A 21,587-nucleotide genomic window follows, 5' to 3' on the forward strand; every position below is an offset into this window, starting at 1 on the left:
GGGCGGCTTCCGCGAGGAGGCCGCCCCTTTTGTTTACGCTACGTCCAGCACTAGCTTTCCATCCCCCTCATCCACCTTCACCGTCGATCCGTCCTTCACTTCGCCGCGCAGGATCGCTTCGGCGAGGGGATCCTGGAGGTGGCGTTGCACGGCGCGGCGGAGGGGTCTTGCGCCGTAGACGGGGTCGTAGCCGACTCGGCCCAGCCATTCGCGGGCCGCATCGGTGAGTTCCAGCGTGATCTTACGATCTGCCAGAAGCTTCGCGACGCGGGCGACCTGGATATCGACGATCGGGCCCATGTGGCCTTGCCCCAGACGGTGGAAGAGGATGATCTCGTCCAGCCGGTTGAGGAATTCCGGGCGGAAGTGGGCGCGGACGATCTCCATCACCTGCGGTTCGACGCTGTCGACCGATTGGCCGTCCTCGAGGTTCGCCAGATATTGGCTGCCGAGGTTGGACGTCAGGATGATGATCGTGTTGCTGAAGTCGACGGTGCGGCCCTGGCCATCGGTCAGGCGGCCGTCGTCGAGGACTTGCAGGAGCACGTTGAAGACGTCGCCGTGCGCCTTTTCCACCTCGTCGAACAGCACGACCTGGTAGGGCCGGCGCCGCACCGCCTCGGTCAGCACGCCGCCTTCCTCATAGCCGACATAGCCGGGAGGCGCGCCGATCAGGCGGGCGACGGCGTGCTTCTCCATGAATTCGCTCATGTCGATGCGCACCATCGCGGCGGGATCGTCGAACAGGAATTCGGCGAGCGCCTTGGTCAGTTCGGTCTTGCCGACGCCCGTCGGCCCGAGGAACAGGAAGGAGCCGAGCGGCCGGTTCGGGTCCTGTAGACCCGCGCGGGCGCGGCGGACGGCGGTGGAGACGGCGCGCACCGCATCGGACTGGCCGATGACGCGGGCGCCGAGCACCTCCTCCATCTTGAGCAGCTTTTCGCGCTCGCCTTCCAGCATGCGGTCGACGGGCACGCCGGTCCAGCGGCTGACGACGCCGGCGATGTCGTCTGCGGTCACTTCCTCGCGCAGCATCGCGCCCTGGGTGGCGCCCTGGGCTTCGGCGAGCTGCTTTTCGAGCGCGGGGATGCGCCCGTAGGAGAGCTCGCCCGCCTTGGCGAGGTCGCCGCCGCGCTGCGCCTGTTCCAGTTCGAGCCGGGCGGCGTCGAGCTGTTCCTTTAGCTTGGCTTCGCCGGCGATCTTGTCCTTTTCCGCCTGCCAGCGGGTGGTCAGTTCGGCCGATTGCTGTTCGAGGTTGGCGAGTTCCCCCTCCAGCGTTTCGAGGCGATCGACGCTGGCCGCATCGGTTTCGCGGCGCAGGCCCTCACGCTCGATCTTCAGGCGCAGGATGCGGCGGTCGAGGCTTTCGATCTCCTCGGGCTTCGATTCCACCTCCATGCGGATGCGGCTGGCGGCCTCGTCCATGAGGTCGATCGCCTTGTCGGGCAGGAAGCGATCGGTGATGTAGCGGTTGGACAGCGTCGCTGCGGACACCAGAGCGCCGTCGGTGATGCGCACCCCGTGGTGCATCTCATATTTGTCCTTCAGGCCGCGCAGGATGCTGATCGTATCCTCGACCGTCGGTTCGCCGACGAACACGGGCTGGAAGCGGCGCTGGAGCGCGGGGTCTTTCTCGACATATTTGCGATATTCGTCGAGCGTGGTCGCGCCGACGCAATGCAGTTCGCCGCGGGCGAGCGCGGGTTTGAGCAGATTGCCGGCGTCCATCGCACCGTCGGATTTGCCGGCGCCGATCAGCTGGTGCATCTCGTCGATGAACAGGATGATGTCGCCTTCGGCGCCCTTCACCTCGTCGATGACGCCCTTCAGCCGCTCCTCGAACTCGCCACGATATTTCGCGCCGGCGATCAGCGCGCCCATGTCGAGCGCCATCAGCGTCTTGTCCTTCAGGCCGTCGGGCACGTCGCCATTGGCGATGCGCAGCGCGAGACCCTCGACGATCGCGGTCTTGCCGACGCCGGGTTCGCCGATGAGGACGGGATTGTTCTTGGTGCGGCGCGCGAGAACCTGGATCGTGCGGCGGATTTCCTCGTCGCGGCCGATCACGGGGTCGAGCTTGCCGTCGCGCGCCGCCTGCGTCAGGTCGCGCGCGAACTTCTTGAGTGCGTCGTAGCGATCCTCTGCCGAGGCGGTGTCGGCGGTGCGACCGCCGCGCAGGTCGTTGATCGCGGCGTTCAGCCCCTCGGCGGTGACGCCGGCGGTCTTGAGCGCCTTGCCCGCGGCGGTGGTCTGCGCGAGCGCGAGGGCGAGCAGCAGCCGTTCGACGGTGACGTAGCTGTCACCGGCTTTCTGCGCGACCTGTTCGGCCGAATCGAGGACGCGGACGGTGTCGTTGTCGAGACCGGGCGTCTGTTGCGCGCCCGAGCCGCTGACCGCAGGGATCTTCGCGAGCGCGGCGTCGGTGTCCGCGGTGGCGCGGCGCGCGTCGCCGCCGGCCGCCTGGATCAGTCCGGCGGCCATGCCCTGCTCGTCTTCGAGCAGCGCCTTCAACAGGTGTTCGGGCGCAATCCGCTGATGATTCATGCGGATCGCGACGGTTTGCGCCGATTGCAGAAAGCCCTTGGCGCGGTCGGTAAACTTTTCGAGGTTCATCACTTACCCCTTCCTCACTGGGCAGGAATGTAGTGTTGCCTTTGTGCAACACAATAGTCGTCGATGGTTTCATCCGACACCGCTTGCCAGTTGTCGGGGCGGGGCTATGCTCGCCGCCGTTCACGTCCATTACGGGACGCTCTCGGGGGGATTGCATGACGACGATCAAATTTGCCGCGCTGGCCGGGGCCGCGACGCTTGCGCTTGCGCTGCCCGCCGTTGCGCAGACCACGCCCGCGGCGGTGAAGGCCGCGCCGGTGTCGGCGTTGGTGAAGGAAGTGAACATCCCGTACCAGCAGTTCACGCTGAAGAACGGGCTGCGCGTGATCGTCCACACCGATCGCAAGGCGCCGGTCGTCGCGGTCAGCGTCTGGTATGACGTCGGGTCGAAGCACGAGCCGCAGGGTTCGACCGGCTTCGCGCATCTGTTCGAACATCTGATGTTCAACGGATCGGAAAATGCCCCGGGCGACTTCTTCGCGCCGCTGAAGCAGATCGGCGCAACCGACCTCAACGGCACGACCTATTTCGATCGCACCAATTATTTCGAGACGGTGCCGACCGGCGCGCTCGACCGTGCGCTGTTCCTGGAGAGCGATCGCATGGGCTATCTGCTCGGGGCGATCACGCAAGGCGTGCTCGACGAGCAGCGCGGCGTCGTCCAGAACGAAAAGCGCCAGGGCGACAACCGCCCCTACGGCCTGCTCGATTATGCGGTGACCGAGGGGCTGTTCCCGACGACGCATCCGTATGGCCACGACACGATCGGTTCGATGGCGGACCTCGACGCCGCCAGCCTGGAGACGGTGAAGAACTGGTTCCGCAGCCATTACGGCCCGAACAATGCGGTGTTGGTGCTGTCGGGCGATATCGATGCCGCGACCGCCAAGCCGCTGGTCGAAAAGTATTTCGGTGCCATAAAGCCGGGCCCCAAGAGCCAATTGCCGGTCGCGCCGGTGGTCACGCTGCCCGCGGCGAAGACGGTGACGCTGAAGGACCGCGTCGCGGCGGTGATGCTGTCGCGCAACTGGGCGGTGCCGGGCCTGAACGACAAGGACAGCGCGGGGCTGGATGTCGCGGCGGGCGTGCTGGGCGGCATGGCCTCGTCACGCTTCGCCAACGAGCTGGTGCGCAAGGAAAAGCTGTTCACTCAGCTGAGCGCCGACAACAGCGACTTCGCGCAAATCGGCGTATTCTCGATCAACGGGCTGGTGCGGCCCGGCGTCGATCCGGCGGTTGCGGCGCAGCGGCTGGACGCGGTGATCGCGGACTTCCTGCGCACCGGGCCGACCGCGGACGAAGTGTCGCGCTATGTCACGGCGACGATCTCGGCGCGGCTGCGCAGCCTGGAATCGGTGAACGGCAAGGCATCGGTGCTGGCGGAGGGCGCGCTCTATTCGAACGATCCGGGCTTCTATAAGAAGGAGCTGGCCGAACTCGCCGCGCAAACGCCGGCGAGCGTCAAGGCCGCGGCGGACAAGTGGCTGAGCCGCCCGGTGCTGGCGGTGAACGTCGTCCCCGGCGCGCGCGACGCCTATGCCGAAGCCAAGGTGCCGCCGAAGGTGGATGTCGTCGCAGCCCCGGAGCAGCCCGCCAAGGGCACGCGCGGCGCGATGCCCGGCGTGGGCGCGATCACCGGCCTCACCTTCCCGAAGATCGAGCGGGCGCAGCTGAAGAACGGCATCGAGATCGTCTATGCGCAGCGCAGCGCGCTGCCGGTCACGCAGGCGGTGCTGAGCTTCGATGCGGGCTATGCGTCGGACGTGCCCGACAAGCTGGGCACGCAGCTCGTCGCGCTGATGATGATGGACGAGGGCACCGACCGGTATGACGCCAACGCGCTTGCCGAGGCGCGCGAGCGGCTGGGCATGCAGCTGAGTGCCGCTGCCAGCAACGATCGCAGCACGCTGTTCATGGGCGTGCCGAGCGCGAACCTGAACGGTGCGCTCGACCTGTTCGCGGAAGTCGCGCGGCACCCGACCTATGCCGATGCCGAGGTCGCGCGCTTCAAGGCGCAGCAGGTTGCGGGCATCCAGCAGGAGCTGACCAATCCCGGCGCCTTGGCGCAGCGGATGACGACGCGGCTGCTCGCGGCGGGTACGCCCTATGCCAAGGCGCAGGGCTCCGGCGATCCGGTGGCGGTGGCATCGCTGACCCCCGCCGACCTGCGCCGCTTCGAACAGGCGTGGCTGCGCCCCGACAAGGCGAAGATCTTCGTCGTTTCCGACCGGCCGCTGGGCGAGGTGAAGGCGGCGCTCGACGCGCGCTTCGGCGACTGGCAGGGCACGGGCACGCCCGGCACCAAGACGTTCGGGGGGGCGCAACCGTCGCTCACCCCGCGCATCGTGCTGGTCGATCGTCCGGACAGCCCGCAGTCGATCGTCGTCGGTGCGCAGCGCACCGGACTGAAGGGCACGGATGATCTGCTGGCGCTCAACACCGTCAACGACGCGCTGGGCGGCAGCTTCCTCAGCCGCTTCAACATGGATCTGCGCGAAGAGAAGCACTGGTCCTATGGCGCGGGCGGACGGTTCCAGGTGTCCGAATATGCCGCGCCCTATGTGATGCAGGCGGGCGTGCAGGCGGACAAGACGGGGCCGTCGGTCGCGTCGGCGCGCGACGATGTGACGCAGTTCGTCACGACCAAGCCGATGACCGAAACCGAATATGGCCTGGCGATCAACGGCGCGATCCTGCAGCTGCCCGGCCAGTTCCAGACGTCGCAGGCGGTGCTCGGCGCGATGCAGACCAACGACCTGCTGAAGCGCCCCGACGATTATTACGCGATGCTGCCGACGCGGCTGCGCGCGCTGACGCTGCCCGAATTGCGCAGCGCGGCGGCGCAGACGATCAAGCCGGGCCAGTTCAGCTGGATCGTGGTGGGCGACGCGGCCAAGGTGAAGCCGCAGCTTGACACGCTCGGCCTGCCGGTCGAGGTCATCCCCGCAAGCGCGGTGGCCAATGTAACCCCCTCCACCACCGCGAAATAAGGAGAGACGCGCATGGCCGATGTCGATGGCAGCTGGGATTGCACCGTAAAGTCGCCGCTGGGCGACCAGAACCTGACGCTGACCGTCCAGAGCGACGGCGGCAGCTTCACCGGCACTGCATCGGGCGCGATGGGCTCGAGCGACGTGTCGGGCGAGGTATCGGGCAACACGATCCGCTGGAAGCAGCAGATGACCGTGCCGATGCCGATGACGCTCGACTGCGAAGCGACCGCCGAGGGCGACACGCTGACCGGCACCGTCGGCGCGGGCGCGTTCGGCAGCTTCCCGCTGAACGGCAAGCGCACCGGCTGATCGTTCGGTTCGTCAGGGTAACGGGCGGCCCGTCTTCCGAGAGGAAGGCGGGTCGCTTTCGTATGTCCGTGGTATCGTAGGTCGACTACAGCGTCAGCGGACTAGCGAACACGCGTGACGGTCGGGCCGTCACGTTCAGGAGGCAGGATTGAAGCGCAACCCGATGTTGCTCCTCGCCGCACTGTTGTTCCTGGTCGCCTTTGTCGCAGGCGCCATCGAAGCGCTGATCGTCCGCGCATATCTCGAGGCCGCCGTTATGGGCGCTTGGGCCCACTTCATCGCCTTCTTTGGGCTGGAGCCTATGGCGGGGCCTAGGGAAATCTGCCTCGACTATTGTGCGCCCCCATTGCCATTTTTAGCAGGCTGGATCGGTTTGGCGGCTTTCGGCGTCGCGTGGCTTATCTTGGTAACGGCGTGGTGGCGCTCCAAGCGCTGATGGCCGATGTGCCGATCCCATCAGACTTTGCAGCGCTGGCGAACGACCCTCACCCTTCCGCGGCTTCGCCGCTCCCTCCCTCTCCCGCTGGGAGAGGGAAGGGGCCCGCTCGGCGTAGCCGGGTGGGAAGGGTGAGGACGGTAAGGTGAAAAGGCAAGCGTATCCCGCCTGTTACCGCTTCACCCGCGTCACATGGCCCATCTTGCGGCCCGGTCGGGCGGAGCCTTTGCCGTAGAGGTGGAGGTGGGCGCCGGCTTCCGTCAGGGCGGGTTGCCATGCATCGTCGCCGATCAGGTTTTCGAGGGTCACCTCGCGCCCCGTCAGCGTCGTGGCGCCGAGGGGGAGGCCGCAGATGGCGCGGATGTGGTTTTCGAATTGCGAGGTGTCGGCGCCCTCGATCGTCCAATGGCCGGAATTGTGGACGCGGGGGGCCATTTCGTTGAACACCGGACCGTCGCTGCCCACGAAGAATTCGCAGGCGAGGACGCCGACATAGCCGAGTTCGTCGGCGATGCGGCAGGCGAGCGCGGTGGCTTCCTCGGCCTGCGCGACGATCTCGGCCGGCGCGGGGACGGTGGAGGTGCGCAGGATCGCGTCGCGGTGGACGTTGTGCGGCGGATCGTAGCGGACGCTGGCGCCGTCCTGGCCGCGCGCGATCAGGATCGAAAATTCGTGGGTGAAGGCGATAAAGCCTTCGAGCACCGCCGGGCCGCCGATCGTCGCCCAGGCTTCGGCCGCGTCGGCGGCGTCGCGGATCACTGCCTGACCCTTGCCGTCATAGCCGAAGCGCGTCGTCTTGAGGATCGCGGGATAGCCGATGCGGTCGAGCGCGGCGGTCAGATCCGCCTCGCTGTTCACCGGCGCCCAGGGGGCGGGGCGGCCACCGACGGTCTCGACGAAGCGCTTTTCGGCGACCCGATCCTGCGCGACGCGCAGCGCGGCGGGGTTGGGGTGGACGGGGACGCGCTGGCTGAGCCATTCGACGGGCGTGACGTCGATATTCTCGAACTCATAGGTCACGACGTCGCAGGCGGCGGCGAAGTCGGCGAGGACGATGCGGTTGTGGTAGTCGGCGCGGGTCAGGCTGGAGGCGGTCTGCGCGGCGACGCTTTCGCGATCGGGGGCGAGGACGTGGGTGCGATAGCCCAGTTGCGCGGCGGCGACGGCAAGCATGCGGCCCAATTGGCCGCCACCCAGAATGCCGATCGTCGAACCGGGGGGCAGCATCAGGCGGGCTCGTCCGCGACGGCGTCGGTCTGGCGCTGGCGCCACGCCTGTAGCCGTTCCGACAGCGCGGGGTCGTTGATGCCAAGGATCGCGGCGGCGAGCAGGCCGGCGTTGGTCGCCCCCGCTTTGCCGATCGCGAGGCAACCGACGGGGATGCCGGCGGGCATCTGGACGATCGAGAGCAGGCTGTCCTGGCCCGACAAGGCCTTGCTCTGGACGGGGACGCCGAGGACGGGAAGGTGCGTCATCGCCGCGGCCATGCCGGGCAGGTGCGCCGCGCCGCCCGCACCGGCGATCACGACCTTCAGGCCGCGATCCGCCGCCGACTTGGCGTAATCGTACAGGCGGTCGGGGGTGCGGTGCGCGGAGACGACCTTCGTCTCATGCGGCACGCCCAGCTCGGCCAGCACGTCGGCAGCGCCGCGCATCGTGTCCCAGTCGGACGTCGAACCCATGATGATGCCGACCAGCGGAGTGTCCATGGCCGTCGTCTATCGGGGGCGGGCGGCGAGGGCAACGCCCTGGCGCGCGCTTCCGTAGGGGAAAGATAGACGACATGAACGCCTGAAGGGAAACGTTCGGGGGGTATCGTTTCCGCTTTGGTGGTGATCGGGCATGGCGCTGGGTTGTGGCGGATGATGGGGGTGTAGGCAGGGGGGCGGGATTTGGGTTTTGGTGCAGGGGGTTGGGGCGGAGTTGGTTCCAACATGCATGTCGCCGGGTGCGTTGTTGGCGCCTCCGATCCCACGACCGTCATTCCCGCGGAGGCGGGAATCCAGAACCTCTGACGTTTCGGCTGGAGGCGCGACGGTAGCGCGTCTGGATTCCCGCCTTCGCGGGAATGACGAAGAGGGGAGGGGGGCGCTTTTTCGTCTTCGTCATCCCGGCGGAGGCCGGGATCCATGGATGCGGTGCCGTTGCTGGTGCGCACGCCATCGGCGTTGCGTGTCCATGGATCCCGGCGTGCGCCGGGATGACGAATGTCAGCGCTCGCTCAGGTAGTAGCGGTCCGTGGCGTTCAAATCCGCGTCTAGGTCGTAGACGATCGGCTGGCCGGTGGGGATTTCGAGGCTGGTGATGTCGTCATCGGAGATGCCCGACAGGTGCTTCACTAGCGCACGCAAGCTGTTGCCGTGCGCGGAGATCAGGACGGACTGGCCGTCCTTCAGCGCGGGGGCGATCCGCTGTTCCCAATAGGGCAGAACGCGGGCGATCGTGTCCTTCAGGCTTTCGGTCTGCGGGATGGCGATGCCGGCGTAGCGGCGGTCCTGGCTGAGGTCGTAGGCGCTGCCGGCTTCGAGCGGGGGCGGCGGAATGTCGAAGCTGCGGCGCCAGATGTGAACCTGCTCGTCACCGTGCTTCGCCGCCGTCTCCGCCTTGTCGAGACCGGTGAGGCCGCCATAATGGCGTTCGTTGAGGCGCCAGTCCTTTTCGACCGGCAGCCACAGCCGGCCCATCGCTTCGAGCGCGAGATTGAGCGTCTTGATCGCCCGCGTCTGCAGCGAGGTGAAGGTCATGTCGAAATCGAGGCCCTTGGCCGCCATCAGCTCGCCCGCGGCGCGCGCTTCGGCCGCGCCCTTGTCGGTGACGTCGACGTCCCACCAGCCGGTGAAGCGGTTTTCGAGGTTCCAGGCGGACTGGCCGTGGCGGATCAGGACTAGGCGAGGCATGCGGGCTCCCGTGGGTCGAGGGGTCTGTGGTTCGGGGCGGGGATAGTGCGTGGGGGGGCGTGTGTCGATTGACCCGCTTTTCGGGGCGCTGGGGGAGCGTGGGTTTTGATTCACGCGAAGACGCTAAGACGCGAAGAGAAGAAGGGTGTTCACGCGGAGACGCGGAGACGCGGAGAAAGTGCGCGCGGTCGCTCCGGTCGCGTTCCATCAACCATCGGTTGACGCAAGAGGGCCGCGCCTGCGGCGAGGCGCACGTCCCTCCGCGTCTCCGCGTCTCCGCGTGATCCTGCTTTCTTCTTCGCGTCTTAGCGTCTTCGCGTGAATCACCCTTCTCGCGACGGCAGCGTCAGATCGTGTCGATCATCTCCGTCAACACTTCGAGGCACGAGACGGCGAGGGCCTTGGAGCGTTCGCCCGACCAGCCGTATTCTGCGTCGGGATTAGGATCGTGGTCCTTGAACGGCATTTCCAGCGTCACCGACACCGCGCCGAAGCGCTGCGCCAGCTGATTGGTCGACATGGAGAGGTTGGCGTTGCCGGCGCTCGATTTCTCATAGCCCTTTTCGACCTGGAAATCGGGGGTATGCGCGGCGAGGCGGTGGCCGAAGTCGTAGAATTTGGCGCCGTGTTCCTCGGTCCAGTTGGGGATGCCTTCGAAACCGGCGATGAAGTTCGCCGGGATCGCCTCGTCGCCATGGACATCGATCGCGAAGGCGACGCCGGTTTCGTCCATCGCATTGCGGACGCACAGCACTTCGGGGCTGCGTTCGGGCGAGGGCGCATGCCATTCGCGGTTGAGGTTCACGCCCGCGGCATTGGTGCGCAAATGGCCGCGGCGGGTGCCGTCGGGGTTCATGTTGGGGACGACGTGGATGGTCGCCTTGTCCAGCAGGGCCTTGGCGGCATCGCTGGTCAGCCAGTCGAGCGCGCCGTCCATCCACCATTCGGCCATCGATTCGCCGGGATGCTGGCGCGCATAGAGCCAGACGGGCTTCGGGCCGTTGCCGATCCTGAAATAGTCGATCGCCTGCCCGTCGAGCGTGGTGCCGAGCTGGCGGTGCTCGACGCCCGGCTTCGCCGCGGTGCGCGCGACCAGATCGTGGTGCATTTCCATCGTGTACGGCGCGAAATAGGCGAACCAGGCGAGCTGGCCCTCGACCGTATAGTCGAACGAGAGGACACCGTTGTCGTAGTGGGTGTCGATCATCCGCCAATGGACGCGATCGGTGCTTGCGCGCGTCTTGTAGCCGGGCCAGCCGAACGGATAGGCCGATTCGCCGGCATTGAGGATGCGGAAGGTGAGCCGACGGCCGTGCGCGCCCGCGACGCGGAACGAAAACCATTGGAAGAAGTCCGACTGGTGATCCTTCACGATCTCCAGGTCGATGCGGTCGCCGTCGATCGCAACGAGGCGGATGTTGCCGCCGTCGAAGCCGGCGTCGATGGTGATGGTCATGGGCGGGGCCGATCGGTTTGGGGGGAGGGATGGTGCTGCCCTCACCCTTCCGGCGCTGCGCGCCTCCCTCCCTCTCCCGCCGGGAGAGGGAAGAGCCGCCGCCGGCGGCGAAGGGTGAGGGCGTTAGCCGCTTACTTCACGCTGATCGTGCGGCCGGACTGGCCGGGGAAGCCGGTGAAGAGCGCGCGGGCGAGGCGGGCGGCCTGCTGGTCGGCGCGCTTGATGTCGCTGACGCCCTGCGCCTTGCCTTCCCAGATCGGCGACAGATCGGTGCGGCGCTTGATCGTGACGCTCAGCTCGGCGACGAGCAGCTCGGTCGGGCGGCTCTTGCCGATCGGGAAGCTGAGGCCCCCGCCAAGGCCGACGCCGCCCCCGCTGCGCCCGCCGCTGAAGCCGCCACCGCCCAGGCCGATGCTGACCGGTGACTGGCGCGGCGGCCCTTCGCGGCTGGTGCGGGTGAAGCCGACGGTCGCGACATAATCGGGCATCGCGCCCTGCGGCGGCACGGTATAGCCGGCCTTCAGCAGTTCGGTCTGCACCGCGGCGGCATAGGTCTTGAATTCCAGACTGGCCGGCGCGCCGCCCGACAGCGGTTCGACCGCGATCGTGCCGCGCGGGATCGGTTCGCCGAGATGGTAGCGGATCACGTCCGTCGGCGGCAGCGGACCTGCCGTGGTGGCGCAGCCGGCGAGCAGCGCGGCGGAGATGCCGAGGGCCAGGAACGGGCGGAGTGTCATGGAGGGGCAGCCTTTGCGATACGTTGCGCTTGGGAAACGCTCTAACGCCTGCGCCGTTGCTTGACTATTGGGCCCTTGCTCTCTAGGCGCTCGCGCTTTCACCGACACCTTATAAACACGAAAAGAAGCGAATCGATCATGAAGATCCGCAACAGCCTGAAGTCGCTCAAGGACCGTCATCGCGACAACCGCGTGATCCGTCGCCGCGGCCGCACCTACGTCATCAACAAGACCAACCGTCGCTTCAAGGCGCGTCAGGGCTAAGCCACTTGGGCTTGGCTCCAGCCGATGTCGAGGCTGCCGTCACGCCGACGGCGGTCATCTTCGATATCGGCCGGGTCTTGTACGACTGGGATCCCCGGATCCTCTACCGGCGCCTGATCGACGACGATCGGGCGCTCGATGCGTTCCTGCGCGACGTCGTCACGCACGAATGGCATTTCCAGCATGACGCTGGGCGCGACTTCGCCGAGACCTCGGCGGAGCTTTCCGCGTTGTATCCGCAGCATGCCGATCTGATCGCCGCCTGGGGGCCGCGGTTCCTGGAGAGCATCGGCGATCCGATGCCGGGCATGCCCGCACTGGTCGACGAACTGGAGGCGGCGGGCGTGCCGCTGTTCGGCATCACCAACTTCAGCCACGAATTCTGGCCGCCGTTCCGTGCGCGCGAATCGGCGATGTTCGATCGCTTCCGCGACATCGTGGTGTCGGGCGCGGAGAAGATGGTGAAGCCGGATCCGGCGATCTACCGGCTGGCGCTGGCGCGGTTCGGGCTGGAGGCGGGCCGCACGGTGTTCATCGACGACAATGCGGCGAACGTCGCGGGCGCGAAGAGCGTCGGGCTGATTGCGCTGCATTTCGAGGGTGAGCCGAAGCTGCGGCGGGGACTGCAGGCGTTGGGGTTGCTGTAAGCCCAGCCGCTCGTTCGTCATCCCGGCGAAGGCCGGGATCCATGGTTTCGGTGTTGCTGATGGGGTGGACGCCATAAGCGTTGCGCGTCCATGGATCCCGGCGTGCGCCGGGATGACGGAGGTTGGGTGGGGTGTGCCTTCCCCTCGTTCCGTCATTCCCGCGCAGGCGGGAATCCAGACACGCTACCCTCTAGGCATGAGGCGCGAGCGTTAGCGGTTATGGATTCCCGCCTTCGCGGGAATGACGGGTGTAGGGGGCTGGGGGCGGTAGTTCCCCTACACCCGCTCCACCGCGTTTACCGCATCCGCCGCGCGCAGGGCGGCGATCAGGCGCATCAGCTGGTGGATGTCGTGGACTTCGACGTCGATGACGTTGGTGTGGAAGATCGTGTCGCGCGTATCGAGGCGCAGCGCGATGATGTTCGCGCGGTGCGCGCCGATGATGGTCGAGACGATGCCGAGCGCGCCGGGTTCGTTCTTCACCTGCACCGAGATGCGCGCGACCGCGCCTTCGCTCTGGTCGCCCCAGTCGACATCGACCCAGTCGGTTTCGTCGGCGCCGCGTTCGGCGAGTTCGGCGAGGACGCGGCAGTCGATCGCGTGTACCTCGATCCCCGCATCAGGGCGGCGCAGGCCGACGATGCGGTCGCCGGGCACCGGGTGGCAGCATTCGGCGAGGTCGAAGGCGACGCCGGGGGTCAGCCCCTTGATCGAGATGGCGGTCGATTGCGGCGCGATCAGCGCGAGGTCGGCGCCGGCCGAGCCGGGCATCAGCGCCTCCATCACCGTCGCGTCGGACAGCGTGCGCCGCGCGATCCCCGCCATCAGCGTCGCCTCGTCACCCATCTTCAGCCGCGACAGCGCATGGGTGAGCGCATCGGGGCCGAGCGGCGCGGGCAGGCGGCGGACGATATCGTCGTAGAGCTTGCGGCCGAGCGCGATCAGCTCGGCGCGTTCGGTCTGGCGCAAATGCCGGCGGATCGCGGCCAGCGCCTTGCCGGTGATCGCGAAGTTGAGCCAGCCGGGCTGCGGCACCTGCCCCTTCGAGCGGAGCACCTGCACCTGGTCGCCATTCTCGATGACGGTCGATAAAGGCACGACGCGGCCGTTGATCTTGGCGCCCACTGCCTGGTCGCCGAGATCGGTGTGGACGGCATAGGCGAAGTCGATCGGCGTCGCGCCCTTGGGCAGCTGGATCAGCTCACCCTTCGGCGTGAAGGCGAAGATGCGATCCTGGTACATCGCCATGCGCGTATGTTCGAGCAGCTCTTCGGGGCTGCCCGCGGTTTCCAGGATTTCGACGAGGTCGGCGATCCAGCTGTGCTGGCTGTCGGCGCGGACCTTCTTTTCCTTGTACGCCCAATGCGCAGCGAGGCCGAATTCGGCCTCCGCATGCATCTCCGGCGTCCGGATCTGGATCTCGATACGCGCATTGTCGGCGTGGATCACGGACGTGTGCAGCGAGCGATAGCCGTTGCGCTTGGGCGTCGAGATATAATCCTTGAACCGCCCCGGCACCATCGGCCAGCGGCGGTGGATGATGCCGAGCGCGGTGTAGCAATCTTCGACCGTCGGCACGATCGCGCGGAACGCCATGATGTCCGAGAGTTGCTCGAAGCTGATGTGGCGCTCGCTCATCTTGCGCCAGATCGAATAGGGATGCTTCTCGCGCCCCGTCACCTCGGCATCGACGCCGGCGCGCCCCAACAGCAGCTTCAGGCCCGATCCGATCTTGGCGATGCGGTCGCCGCCGCCGGTCTTGAGCAGGTCCAGCCGCTTGGTGATCGATTCATACGCTTCGGGTTCGAGCTGCGCGAAGGCGAGCGTCTGCATCTCCTTCATGAACTCGTACATGCCGATCCGCTCGGCGAGCGGGGCGTAGATATCCATCGTCTCCTTCGCGATCCGCCGCCGCTTTTCGGGCTTGGGGATGTGATGGAGCGTGCGCATGTTGTGCAGGCGGTCGGCGAGCTTGACCAGCAGGACGCGGATGTCGTCCGACATGGCGAGCAGGAACTTGCGCAGGTTTTCGGCGGCGCGCTCGTTCTCGGTCTGCGCCTCGATCTTCGACAACTTGGTGACGCCATCGACCAGTCGCGCGACGTTGCCGCCGAACAGGCGCGTGATCTCTTCGGGCGTGGCGACCGTATCCTCGATCGTATCGTGGAGAATCGCGGTGGCGATCGTCTCGTCGTCGAGCCTCAGGTCGGTGAGGATGCCCGCCACCTCGATCGGGTGGCTGAAATAGGGGTCGCCGCTGGCGCGCTTCTGGGAGCCATGCGCCTGCATCGAGAAGACATAGGCGCGGTTGAGCAGCGCTTCATCCGCGTCGGGGTCGTAATCGAGGACCCGATCGACCAGTTCATATTGCCGTAGCACGGCCTACACATGGGCGAGGGGCATGCCGCTTTGCAACACAATGTTGCAGAGCGGCAGGCGATTTTGCGGGATACATCAACGATGGGTCGAGGACGCGCGGATCGACACGTCCTCGCAACACCTTACGCCTTCTTGGCCTTGGCGTTGCACTTGGCCAGCTGGTCAGCGTCATAGGCGGTGCCCCCGACGGTGAAGCTGGACAGCGTGCCGACTTCGCGTGCGACCAGTTCGCACAGCACGGCGGGACGCTCGGGCGCCTGGCCGGCGACGAAGCCGCCTTCGCGGGCGCGCCATACGGTCGAGCGGGTGATGAAGCTCGCCTTGGCGGAGGGTGCCGTGGGGACGGCGACATAGGTGTCCGTGGCGGCGGCGCCGGCGGCGGTCGCACCGAACAGCGTGGAGATGGCGAGCGCCAGCGTGGGGGCGAGCGTGGACAGCAGCTTCATGACGAGGGGTCCTCCCGAACCGATTCGCAGGTGATGACGATGCGCGCCCGCTACCGATTTCGGTTTCAGGTTGCAACGGAAAACGTATAAAGGCTGTCTTGTCGGCCGGTTTGTGCGATATGCTGCCGACGATCAGACGAGGATCATGATGCCGACACCGGCCGATGGGCCCGATTCCGCGTGTACCGCGCCGATCCGGGAGACTCTGCGCGAAACGTTGCGGGAATGCAGCCTGCCCGCGGCGCTGGAGGCGATGGGCGAGCGCTGGGCGTTCCTGATCCTGCGCGCGGCGTTCAATGGCCTGCACCATTTCGAGGAATTCCAGGCCGAGCTGGGCATCGCCCGCAATATCCTGGCGAACCGGCTGGGGCGGCTGGTCGACCATGGCATTCTGCAGCGCGAGGCAATGCCCGCCGACCGGCGCAAGATCCGCTATACGCTGACCGAAAAGGGCCACGCGCTGCTACCGACGATGATCGCGCTGCGGCAATGGGGCGAGCGCTGGGAATTGTGCGCGCCGGCCTTTCCGATCCTGGTCGATGCGCGCGACCGTCGCCCGATCGCGCCGGTGGCGGTGCAGGCGCATGACGGACGCATATTGGGCAAGGGCGACCTGATCTGGGCGCTGCCGGAGGATGTCGACGACCCGACGTAAGCGGCGCCGACAATACTACCCTACAGCATGGTACTAATGCTGTTAACCCATTCAACTTCATTGATAGTTTTTGCGATCCGCGTCACAACGGCGCCCTATGCAGGTGATGTTTGAACGCGCGCGCGACGCGCTTGCCTTCCTCGAACATCAGCGGTTGGAGCCGACCGTCCCACATTACGGCCTCGCGCTGATCCATGTCACCGGTGGCAATGCCGCTTTGTCGCGCGAGATCGCCGGGCTGATCGGCGATGGCTTTCGTTTGACCGCGACCGATGCCGCGCGGATGATCGCCCGGTACGTCCCGTTGCCGGTTCCGACGGGGATCGCGGACCATGCCGAGCGGCTGGGATCGCTGGCGGACGAAGCGCGCGCCGTCACGCGGACGGCGGGGGCGAACGTCGGCGACCTGGTGCGGGAGGCGCAGGGGGCGTTGCCGTTGGGCGACGAGACGGTTCAGCGTCTGGCCGCGGCCGAGACCGAGCTGGCCATGCTGCGGCAGCAGTTCGAAACGCTGAAGAAGGCGATGGTCGCCGACGTGCGGCGTGCGATCGATCCCGAACACGATCCGCTGACCAGCGCACTCAAGCCCGCCTTTGCCGGCCACGTCCTCGATCAGATCGACAAGCACGACCAGCGTCATGTGATCGTGATGCTCAGCATCGACGGACTGGTCGAGATCAATCGCGAATTCGGCACGAGCGTGGGCGACAATGTGCTCAACGGCTTTGCCGCCAAGATCCAGAAGCAATTCCCCGAGCAGGAAGTGATCCGCTGGGCCGGCAATGAGTTCATCGTCGTCGTGCCCGACCGGACGATCACCGCGGTGCGCAGCCAGGCCGAGGACGTGCTGTCACTGCTCGAATCGCGCAAGTTCAAGCTGGCGGAAACCGGCGAATGGATCGGGACGGTGACCGCATCGGGGGCGGTGGTGATGGATCAGGGCGACGATTTCCCCGCGATGCTCGGCCGGGCGCGGGAGACGCTGGCCGGCGCGGTCGCCGCCGGAGGGAATCGCGTCGCGGTGTGATCGCACAGGGCCCCGCCGTGCGATGGGCGCCGCGGCTTACAGCAGCAGCTTGACCCCGACGATGGCGAGGACGGTCGCCAGCACCGGACGAAGCGCCGCCTCGCGCATCACGCCCGCCAGCAGGCTGCCGACGACGATACCCGGGATCGATCCGATCAGCAGCGATCCGAGCAGGCCGAGATCGACCGAACCGAGCAGCCAATGGCCCGTGCCCGCCAGCAGCGTCAGCGGCACGGCATGCGCGATGTCGGCGCCGACGAGGCTTTTGAGCGGATGGCGCGGGTAGAGGACGAGCAGCGCGGTCATGCCGAGCGCGCCCGCACCGACCGAGGTCAGCGACACCAGCACGCCGAGGATCGCGCCGAGCAGCACGGTGAGCGCCACCGGTTCGCGCCCGTCGGTCTCCCCCAGCCGGGGGGTGAGGGCGGCGACGATGCGGTGGCGCAGCAGCGTCGCGACGGCGGACACGACCAGCACGACGCCGAGCAGCGTGGCGAGCAGATGCTGCGTCGCGGACGAATGCTCGCTCGCCTGGCCCAGCAGCAGCAGCGTGACGATCGTCGTGGGCACGCTGCCCAACGCCAGCCGGCGCACGATGCTCCAGTCGAGCGTGCCGCGCCAGCCGTGGACGGTGGTGCCCACCGTCTTGGTCGCCGCGGCATAGAGCAGGTCGGTGCCGACCGCGGTCGCGGGATGGAAACCGAAGGCGAGCACCAGGATCGGCGTCATCAGCGATCCGCCACCCACCCCGGTCAGGCCGACGAGGACGCCGACGAGCACGCCGGCGAGCGAATAGAGCGGTTCGATGGTCATGCGCGGCGGTCGCCGCTCAACCGGTTTTCTGGCCTGCGGATTGGCTGGGGGTGTTGACCCCCATGGATTGCAGGTAGCGCTTCACGTTGCGCGCCGCCTGGCGCAGTCGCTGTTCGTTTTCGACCAGGGCAATGCGCACGAAGCCTTCTCCATTTTCGCCGTAGCCCACCCCTGGCGCAACCGCGACATGGGCGTGAGTCAGCAATTGTTTGGAGAACTCAAGGCTGCCTAAGTGCGCGACTGCGGGCGGCAGCGGCGCCCAGGCGAACATGCTGGCGCGAGGGGACGGAATGTCCCAGCCGGCGCGGCCGAAGCTTTCGACCAGCACGTCGCGGCGCTTGTGGTAGAGTTGGCGGTTCTTCTCGACGATGTCCTGCGGGCCGTTGAGCGCGGCGCAGGCGGCGGCCTGGATGGGCGTGAAGGCGCCATAGTCGAGGTACGACTTCACGCGTGTCATCGCCGCGATCAGCTTGGCGTTGCCGACCGCGAAGCCGATGCGCCAGCCGGCCATGCTGTAGGTTTTGCTGAGCGAGGTAAATTCGATCGCGACGTCCTTGGCGCCCTTCACCTGCAGGATCGAAGGCGTCGGATTGCCGTCGTAATACAGCTCCGAATAGGCGAGGTCGCTGATGATCCAGACCTTGTTCTCGCGCGCCCAGGCGACGAGGCGTTCGTAGAAGGCAAGGTCGACCGCTTCGGCCGTCGGGTTGGACGGATAATTGACCACCAGCACCGACGGGCGCGGCACGGTGAAGGCCATCGCGCGCTCGAGACTTTCGAAATAGGCCTCGTCGGGTGTCGTCGGCACCGCGCGGATCGTCGCGCCGGCGATGATGAAACCGAAGGTGTGGATCGGATAGGACGGGTTGGGCGCGAGGATGACGTCGCCGGGCGCGGTGATTGCGGTCGCGAGGCTGGCGAGCCCCTCCTTCGATCCCATCGTCACCACGACCTCGGTCTCGGGATCGAGATCGACACCGAAGCGGCGGCCATAGTAATTCGCCTGTGCGCGGCGCAGGCCGGGGATACCCTTGGACTGCGAATAGCCGTGCGCGTCGGGCTTTTTCGTCACCTCGATCAGCTTGTCGAGGACGTGCGGCGGCGGCGGCAGATCGGGGTTGCCCATGCCGAGATCGATGATGTCCTCGCCCGCCGCGCGCGCCGCGGCCCGCATGCCGTTGACTTCGGCAATGACATAGGGCGGCAGGCGCTTGATGCGGTAGAATTCGTCGTCGGACATGGCTCACCTGATCGTGGACGCCATGACCCTAACGCGCAGGCGCGGGTTTCACCACTTCAATCGGGCGTCACCCGTCGGGTTCGCCCGGTTGCGCGACGATGACGCGGTTCTTGCCCGCGCGCTTGGCGGCGTAGAGCGCGGCGTCGGCGGCGCGCATCGCGGCGCGCGGATCGCTTTCCAGCGGCGCGAGGCCAATCGAGACGGTGATGCAGCCGATCGACGTGCCCGTTTCCGAATTGACGAAGCTGCGCATTTCCAGCCCCTCGCGCATACCTTCGAGCAAGGGCCGCGCGCCGTCGATCGCCATGCCGGGGAACAGGCAGGCGAATTCCTCACCGCCGTGGCGTGCCACCACCGCCTTGTCACCGAGCGCGGTCTTGAGGTGGCGCGCGACGACCTTCAGCACGCGGTCGCCCGCCTCATGGCCGTGGATATCGTTGATCCGCTTGAAATCGTCGATGTCGCAGAGGGCGACGCAGCGCGGCTCCGCCCCGGTCTCGCGGGCGAGCCGGGCATCGAAGCTGCGGCGGTTGGGCAAGCGGGTCAGATGATCCTGCTCGGCGGTGCGGCGCGCGGCGTTGAGCCGGCTGCGCAGCCGCGTCGTCTCACGCTCCATCGTGTCGAGCTGGTGCGCGAGATCGCGCGTCGCATCGACGGCGGCGGTGGTGAGCATCACCAACCGCCCGAGCGATGCCTCGGGATCGGCCGCCATTTCCTGCATCGTGCCGCCCAGCGCCGCTTCATAGGCCCGCGCCGAATCGCTCGACCGGCCGAGGAGACGGCTATTTTCGAGCATCGCCGCCTGGAGCGTGTCGCCGAGATCGGCGAGCGTCGCGGCATGGTTGCGCTCGGCGAGCGCCTGCGTCGGCAGTCGGTCGAGAAAGGCGGGCGAGACGGGCTCGCCGGTGCGGACGCGTGTGTCGATTGCCTCGGCCAGCGCGGGATCGTCGCCGATCGCATAGCTGCGCGCGATCAGCAGATGGTCGGGACTGGGATCGAGATCGTGCGTGTGGAGGAAGGCGACGATCCGGTCGATCAGCTCGTGATTGGCGGTGCGGCGCATCATCGCGACCGCGCCGTCGCGGTCACCGGCTGCGCCGCTTGGCGCGTTGCTGCGCGGGGGCAGCGCCGCGGAGGCGGAGGGAGCGGTAGCGGCCGGCGCGGATGCGCGTGCGGGGGGCGTGTCGAGCCCCTTCCACCACGAGGCGAGGCGCGGCAGCCGCGCCGCATTGCTACTGTGCGGCATCAGCGACCCCCCGCCGCGCGCAGCAGCGGTGCGTCATGCGGCTGGATGCCGGCCTGGACGTCGGCGAGCAGCGCGGGCCAGCGATCCGGGAACCAATAGTCGCCGCGCTCGCGCCGCAGCACCGGATCCTGCGTCGTGTCGACGTCCTCGATCCCCAGGAAGCGTGAATCGGGCACGTGGTAGAAGGTGCGGACCAGCGGCGCATAGGGGTCGGCGCTGCCGTCGAGCACGATGCCGAGCCGGTTGGAGTTGAGCCGCACCAGCGCGTGCAGCGGCTGGATGCCGAGGTTGACGATGAAGGCGTCGAGCAGGTCGGGGTCGAAATGCCCCTCCCATTCCAGCATCCGCGCCAGCGCCTCATGCGGCGACCAGGGACGCTTGTAGGGGCGGACCGAGGTGACCGCGTCATAGACGTCGCAGATCGCGGCAATGCGCGCGTGCAGGCTGATCTGGTCGCCCTTCAGCCGTTCGGGATAGCCGCTGCCGTCGAGCCGTTCGTGGTGGTGCAGGCAGACGTCGAGCGCGATGCGGGACGCGGTGGCGTCCTTACGCAGCATCGCATGCCCGTCCGACGGGTGGCGGCGCATCACCAGCCATTCGTCCTGACCGAGCTGCCCCGCCTTGTCGAGGATCGTCGTGGGGGTCGCCACCTTGCCGATATCGTGCAGCAGCCCCGCGGCGCCGATCTCGCGCACCTCGGCCTCGGGCAGGCCGAGATGGAGCGCGAGGTCGACCATCAGCGCACAGACCGCGATCGAGTGCAGATAGGTGTATTCGTTGTTCATCTTGAGGCGCGTGACCTTGACGAACGCCGCCCGGTCGCGCTGCAACGCGACCGAAATGTCGTCGACCACCGGGGTCACGGCTTCCAGATCGATCGCGCGGCCCAGGCGCGCTTCCTGGAACATGGCGATGACATGTTCCTTCGACCGGTCGATCGTCTGCGTCAGGTCGTCGGGCTGCGGCCCGCTGCGCCGTTTACGCCGCTCGACCGGCAAGGGCGCGACCACGGCGGGCGCTTCGACCTGGCGACGGCGTTCGGCCTCGGGGATCACGGTGACGCCGCGCCCCTTGGTGGTGTCGATCGTGACATGCTGGATCGCCGACGAGCGCAGCCGATCCAGTTCGGCCTCGGTCTTGATCAGGAAGCTGCGGCGCCAGAACGGATTGTCGATCCATGCCCCTTCCATGGCATCGACATACATGCCCACCTGGACCTCGCGCGTGGCAACGCGGATCAGCATGACGGCGTCTCTCTATGCGGGGTGATGTGAATGCTGTTCATGAACCCGCAAATGCGCCCCGGTGCTTTACGATTGGTTGTAAACCGACCCATTCTGGCGGTCGGGGCGCCAGTTTGAGTGATTTGCCTCGGAACCGAAACCGACGGACGGCAGCACGACGATCGCGGTTCCCACCATCGGCCGCC

The 21,587-nt window shown here is 67.2% G+C and carries 19 protein-coding genes; 7 read left to right on the top strand and 12 right to left on the bottom strand.

Features of this window, described 5'->3' with window-relative positions:
* Positions 1–33 precede the first annotated feature (33 nt).
* Positions 34–2,613 (bottom strand): ATP-dependent chaperone ClpB, encoded by a 2,580-nt coding sequence (gene clpB / locus ACP7A3_RS10585; protein ID WP_426255543.1) that lies wholly within the window; start codon positions 2,611–2,613, stop codon positions 34–36.
* 155 nt (positions 2,614–2,768) lie between these two features.
* Here clpB and ACP7A3_RS10590 point away from each other — a divergent pair, with 155 nt between their 5' ends.
* The 3 genes from ACP7A3_RS10590 (at position 2,769) to ACP7A3_RS10600 (ending at position 6,351) form a co-directional block, all read left to right on the top strand.
* Complete coding sequence (locus ACP7A3_RS10590; protein ID WP_426255544.1) at positions 2,769–5,603, top strand: M16 family metallopeptidase; 2,835 nt, start codon at positions 2,769–2,771, stop codon at positions 5,601–5,603.
* A 12-nt stretch (positions 5,604–5,615) separates the two neighbouring features.
* The gene (locus ACP7A3_RS10595) at positions 5,616–5,915 is read left to right on the top strand and encodes a hypothetical protein (protein WP_017980344.1); all 300 of its coding nucleotides are present in this window, start codon (positions 5,616–5,618) and stop codon (positions 5,913–5,915) included.
* Positions 5,916–6,063: 148 nt separating this feature from the next.
* Positions 6,064–6,351: a hypothetical protein gene (locus ACP7A3_RS10600; protein WP_426255545.1), complete on the top strand. Its 288-nt coding sequence runs from the start codon at positions 6,064–6,066 to the stop codon at positions 6,349–6,351.
* Positions 6,352–6,522: 171 nt separating this feature from the next.
* Here the strand turns inward: ACP7A3_RS10600 and ACP7A3_RS10605 are convergent, their stop codons facing one another.
* The 5 genes from ACP7A3_RS10605 to ACP7A3_RS10625 form a co-directional block, all read right to left on the bottom strand.
* Positions 6,523–7,578 (bottom strand): 5-(carboxyamino)imidazole ribonucleotide synthase, encoded by a 1,056-nt coding sequence (locus tag ACP7A3_RS10605; protein WP_426255546.1) that lies wholly within the window; start codon positions 7,576–7,578, stop codon positions 6,523–6,525.
* The gene (gene purE / locus ACP7A3_RS10610; RefSeq protein ID WP_426255547.1) at positions 7,578–8,060 is read right to left on the bottom strand and encodes a 5-(carboxyamino)imidazole ribonucleotide mutase; all 483 of its coding nucleotides are present in this window, start codon (positions 8,058–8,060) and stop codon (positions 7,578–7,580) included. Before purE ends, ACP7A3_RS10605 begins: the two co-directional genes overlap by 1 nt.
* A gap of 501 nt (positions 8,061–8,561) precedes the next feature.
* Positions 8,562–9,248 carry a 2,3-diphosphoglycerate-dependent phosphoglycerate mutase gene (gene gpmA, locus ACP7A3_RS10615; protein WP_426255548.1) on the bottom strand — a complete coding sequence of 229 codons (687 nt, stop codon included), beginning with the start codon at positions 9,246–9,248 and terminating at the stop codon, positions 8,562–8,564.
* A gap of 346 nt (positions 9,249–9,594) precedes the next feature.
* Positions 9,595–10,704, bottom strand: a complete 1,110-nt coding sequence (locus ACP7A3_RS10620) for a M14 family metallopeptidase (RefSeq protein ID WP_426255549.1) — start codon at positions 10,702–10,704, stop codon at positions 9,595–9,597.
* A 131-nt stretch (positions 10,705–10,835) separates the two neighbouring features.
* Positions 10,836–11,441 (bottom strand): DUF4136 domain-containing protein, encoded by a 606-nt coding sequence (locus ACP7A3_RS10625; protein WP_017980338.1) that lies wholly within the window; start codon positions 11,439–11,441, stop codon positions 10,836–10,838.
* Positions 11,442–11,579: 138 nt separating this feature from the next.
* Between ACP7A3_RS10625 and ykgO the strand changes: the two genes are divergently transcribed.
* Both ykgO and ACP7A3_RS10635 read left to right on the top strand, forming a co-directional pair.
* Positions 11,580–11,705 carry a type B 50S ribosomal protein L36 gene (gene ykgO / locus ACP7A3_RS10630; RefSeq protein WP_003046794.1) on the top strand — a complete coding sequence of 42 codons (126 nt, stop codon included), beginning with the start codon at positions 11,580–11,582 and terminating at the stop codon, positions 11,703–11,705.
* Positions 11,706–11,716: 11 nt separating this feature from the next.
* On the top strand, positions 11,717–12,352 hold the full coding sequence (locus ACP7A3_RS10635; RefSeq protein ID WP_426255550.1) for an HAD family hydrolase: 636 nt from the start codon (positions 11,717–11,719) through the stop codon (positions 12,350–12,352).
* A 276-nt stretch (positions 12,353–12,628) separates the two neighbouring features.
* Here the strand turns inward: ACP7A3_RS10635 and ACP7A3_RS10640 are convergent, their stop codons facing one another.
* On the bottom strand, positions 12,629–14,731 hold the full coding sequence (locus ACP7A3_RS10640) for a RelA/SpoT family protein (RefSeq protein WP_017980336.1): 2,103 nt from the start codon (positions 14,729–14,731) through the stop codon (positions 12,629–12,631).
* Between the two features lie 122 nt (positions 14,732–14,853).
* On the bottom strand, positions 14,854–15,177 hold the full coding sequence (locus tag ACP7A3_RS10645) for a CC_3452 family protein (RefSeq protein WP_426255551.1): 324 nt from the start codon (positions 15,175–15,177) through the stop codon (positions 14,854–14,856).
* A gap of 145 nt (positions 15,178–15,322) precedes the next feature.
* Here ACP7A3_RS10645 and ACP7A3_RS10650 point away from each other — a divergent pair, with 145 nt between their 5' ends.
* Both ACP7A3_RS10650 and ACP7A3_RS10655 read left to right on the top strand, forming a co-directional pair.
* Positions 15,323–15,832: a winged helix-turn-helix transcriptional regulator gene (locus tag ACP7A3_RS10650; RefSeq protein ID WP_017980334.1), complete on the top strand. Its 510-nt coding sequence runs from the start codon at positions 15,323–15,325 to the stop codon at positions 15,830–15,832.
* A 97-nt stretch (positions 15,833–15,929) separates the two neighbouring features.
* Entirely contained in the window at positions 15,930–16,859 is a 930-nt protein-coding gene (locus ACP7A3_RS10655; protein WP_426255552.1) for a GGDEF domain-containing protein, read from the top strand.
* Between the two features lie 36 nt (positions 16,860–16,895).
* Here the strand turns inward: ACP7A3_RS10655 and ACP7A3_RS10660 are convergent, their stop codons facing one another.
* From ACP7A3_RS10660 to ACP7A3_RS10675, 4 genes are all read right to left on the bottom strand, one after another.
* Positions 16,896–17,672, bottom strand: coding sequence for a sulfite exporter TauE/SafE family protein (locus tag ACP7A3_RS10660; protein ID WP_294313653.1), 777 nt, complete (start codon positions 17,670–17,672; stop codon positions 16,896–16,898).
* Between the two features lie 16 nt (positions 17,673–17,688).
* On the bottom strand, positions 17,689–18,912 hold the full coding sequence (locus ACP7A3_RS10665) for an LL-diaminopimelate aminotransferase (protein ID WP_017980331.1): 1,224 nt from the start codon (positions 18,910–18,912) through the stop codon (positions 17,689–17,691).
* Positions 18,913–18,979: 67 nt separating this feature from the next.
* Complete coding sequence (locus ACP7A3_RS10670; RefSeq protein ID WP_426255553.1) at positions 18,980–20,158, bottom strand: GGDEF domain-containing protein; 1,179 nt, start codon at positions 20,156–20,158, stop codon at positions 18,980–18,982.
* Entirely contained in the window at positions 20,158–21,402 is a 1,245-nt protein-coding gene (locus tag ACP7A3_RS10675) for an HD-GYP domain-containing protein (RefSeq protein ID WP_294210261.1), read from the bottom strand. Before ACP7A3_RS10675 ends, ACP7A3_RS10670 begins: the two co-directional genes overlap by 1 nt.
* Between the last annotated feature and the right edge of the window lie 185 nt (positions 21,403–21,587).

It is taken from the genome of Sphingomonas sp. DC5200-1 (assembly GCF_049897245.1).
GTDB lineage: Bacteria > Pseudomonadota > Alphaproteobacteria > Sphingomonadales > Sphingomonadaceae > Sphingomonas > Sphingomonas aquatilis.

Coding starts and splice junctions, on each gene's coding strand:
- clpB (WP_426255543.1), bottom strand. CDS start 2,613: ATGAACCTCGAAAAGTTTACCGACCGCGCCAAGGGCTTTCTGCAATCG.
- ACP7A3_RS10590 (WP_426255544.1), top strand. CDS start 2,769: ATGACGACGATCAAATTTGCCGCGCTGGCCGGGGCCGCGACGCTTGCG.
- ACP7A3_RS10595 (WP_017980344.1), top strand. CDS start 5,616: ATGGCCGATGTCGATGGCAGCTGGGATTGCACCGTAAAGTCGCCGCTG.
- ACP7A3_RS10605 (WP_426255546.1), bottom strand. CDS start 7,578: ATGCTGCCCCCCGGTTCGACGATCGGCATTCTGGGTGGCGGCCAATTG.
- purE (WP_426255547.1), bottom strand. CDS start 8,060: ATGGACACTCCGCTGGTCGGCATCATCATGGGTTCGACGTCCGACTGG.
- gpmA (WP_426255548.1), bottom strand. CDS start 9,248: ATGCCTCGCCTAGTCCTGATCCGCCACGGCCAGTCCGCCTGGAACCTC.
- ACP7A3_RS10620 (WP_426255549.1), bottom strand. CDS start 10,704: ATGACCATCACCATCGACGCCGGCTTCGACGGCGGCAACATCCGCCTC.
- ACP7A3_RS10625 (WP_017980338.1), bottom strand. CDS start 11,441: ATGACACTCCGCCCGTTCCTGGCCCTCGGCATCTCCGCCGCGCTGCTC.
- ykgO (WP_003046794.1), top strand. CDS start 11,580: ATGAAGATCCGCAACAGCCTGAAGTCGCTCAAGGACCGTCATCGCGAC.
- ACP7A3_RS10645 (WP_426255551.1), bottom strand. CDS start 15,177: ATGAAGCTGCTGTCCACGCTCGCCCCCACGCTGGCGCTCGCCATCTCC.
- ACP7A3_RS10650 (WP_017980334.1), top strand. CDS start 15,323: ATGATGCCGACACCGGCCGATGGGCCCGATTCCGCGTGTACCGCGCCG.
- ACP7A3_RS10655 (WP_426255552.1), top strand. CDS start 15,930: ATGCAGGTGATGTTTGAACGCGCGCGCGACGCGCTTGCCTTCCTCGAA.
- ACP7A3_RS10660 (WP_294313653.1), bottom strand. CDS start 17,672: ATGACCATCGAACCGCTCTATTCGCTCGCCGGCGTGCTCGTCGGCGTC.
- ACP7A3_RS10665 (WP_017980331.1), bottom strand. CDS start 18,912: ATGTCCGACGACGAATTCTACCGCATCAAGCGCCTGCCGCCCTATGTC.
- ACP7A3_RS10670 (WP_426255553.1), bottom strand. CDS start 20,158: ATGCCGCACAGTAGCAATGCGGCGCGGCTGCCGCGCCTCGCCTCGTGG.
- ACP7A3_RS10675 (WP_294210261.1), bottom strand. CDS start 21,402: ATGCTGATCCGCGTTGCCACGCGCGAGGTCCAGGTGGGCATGTATGTC.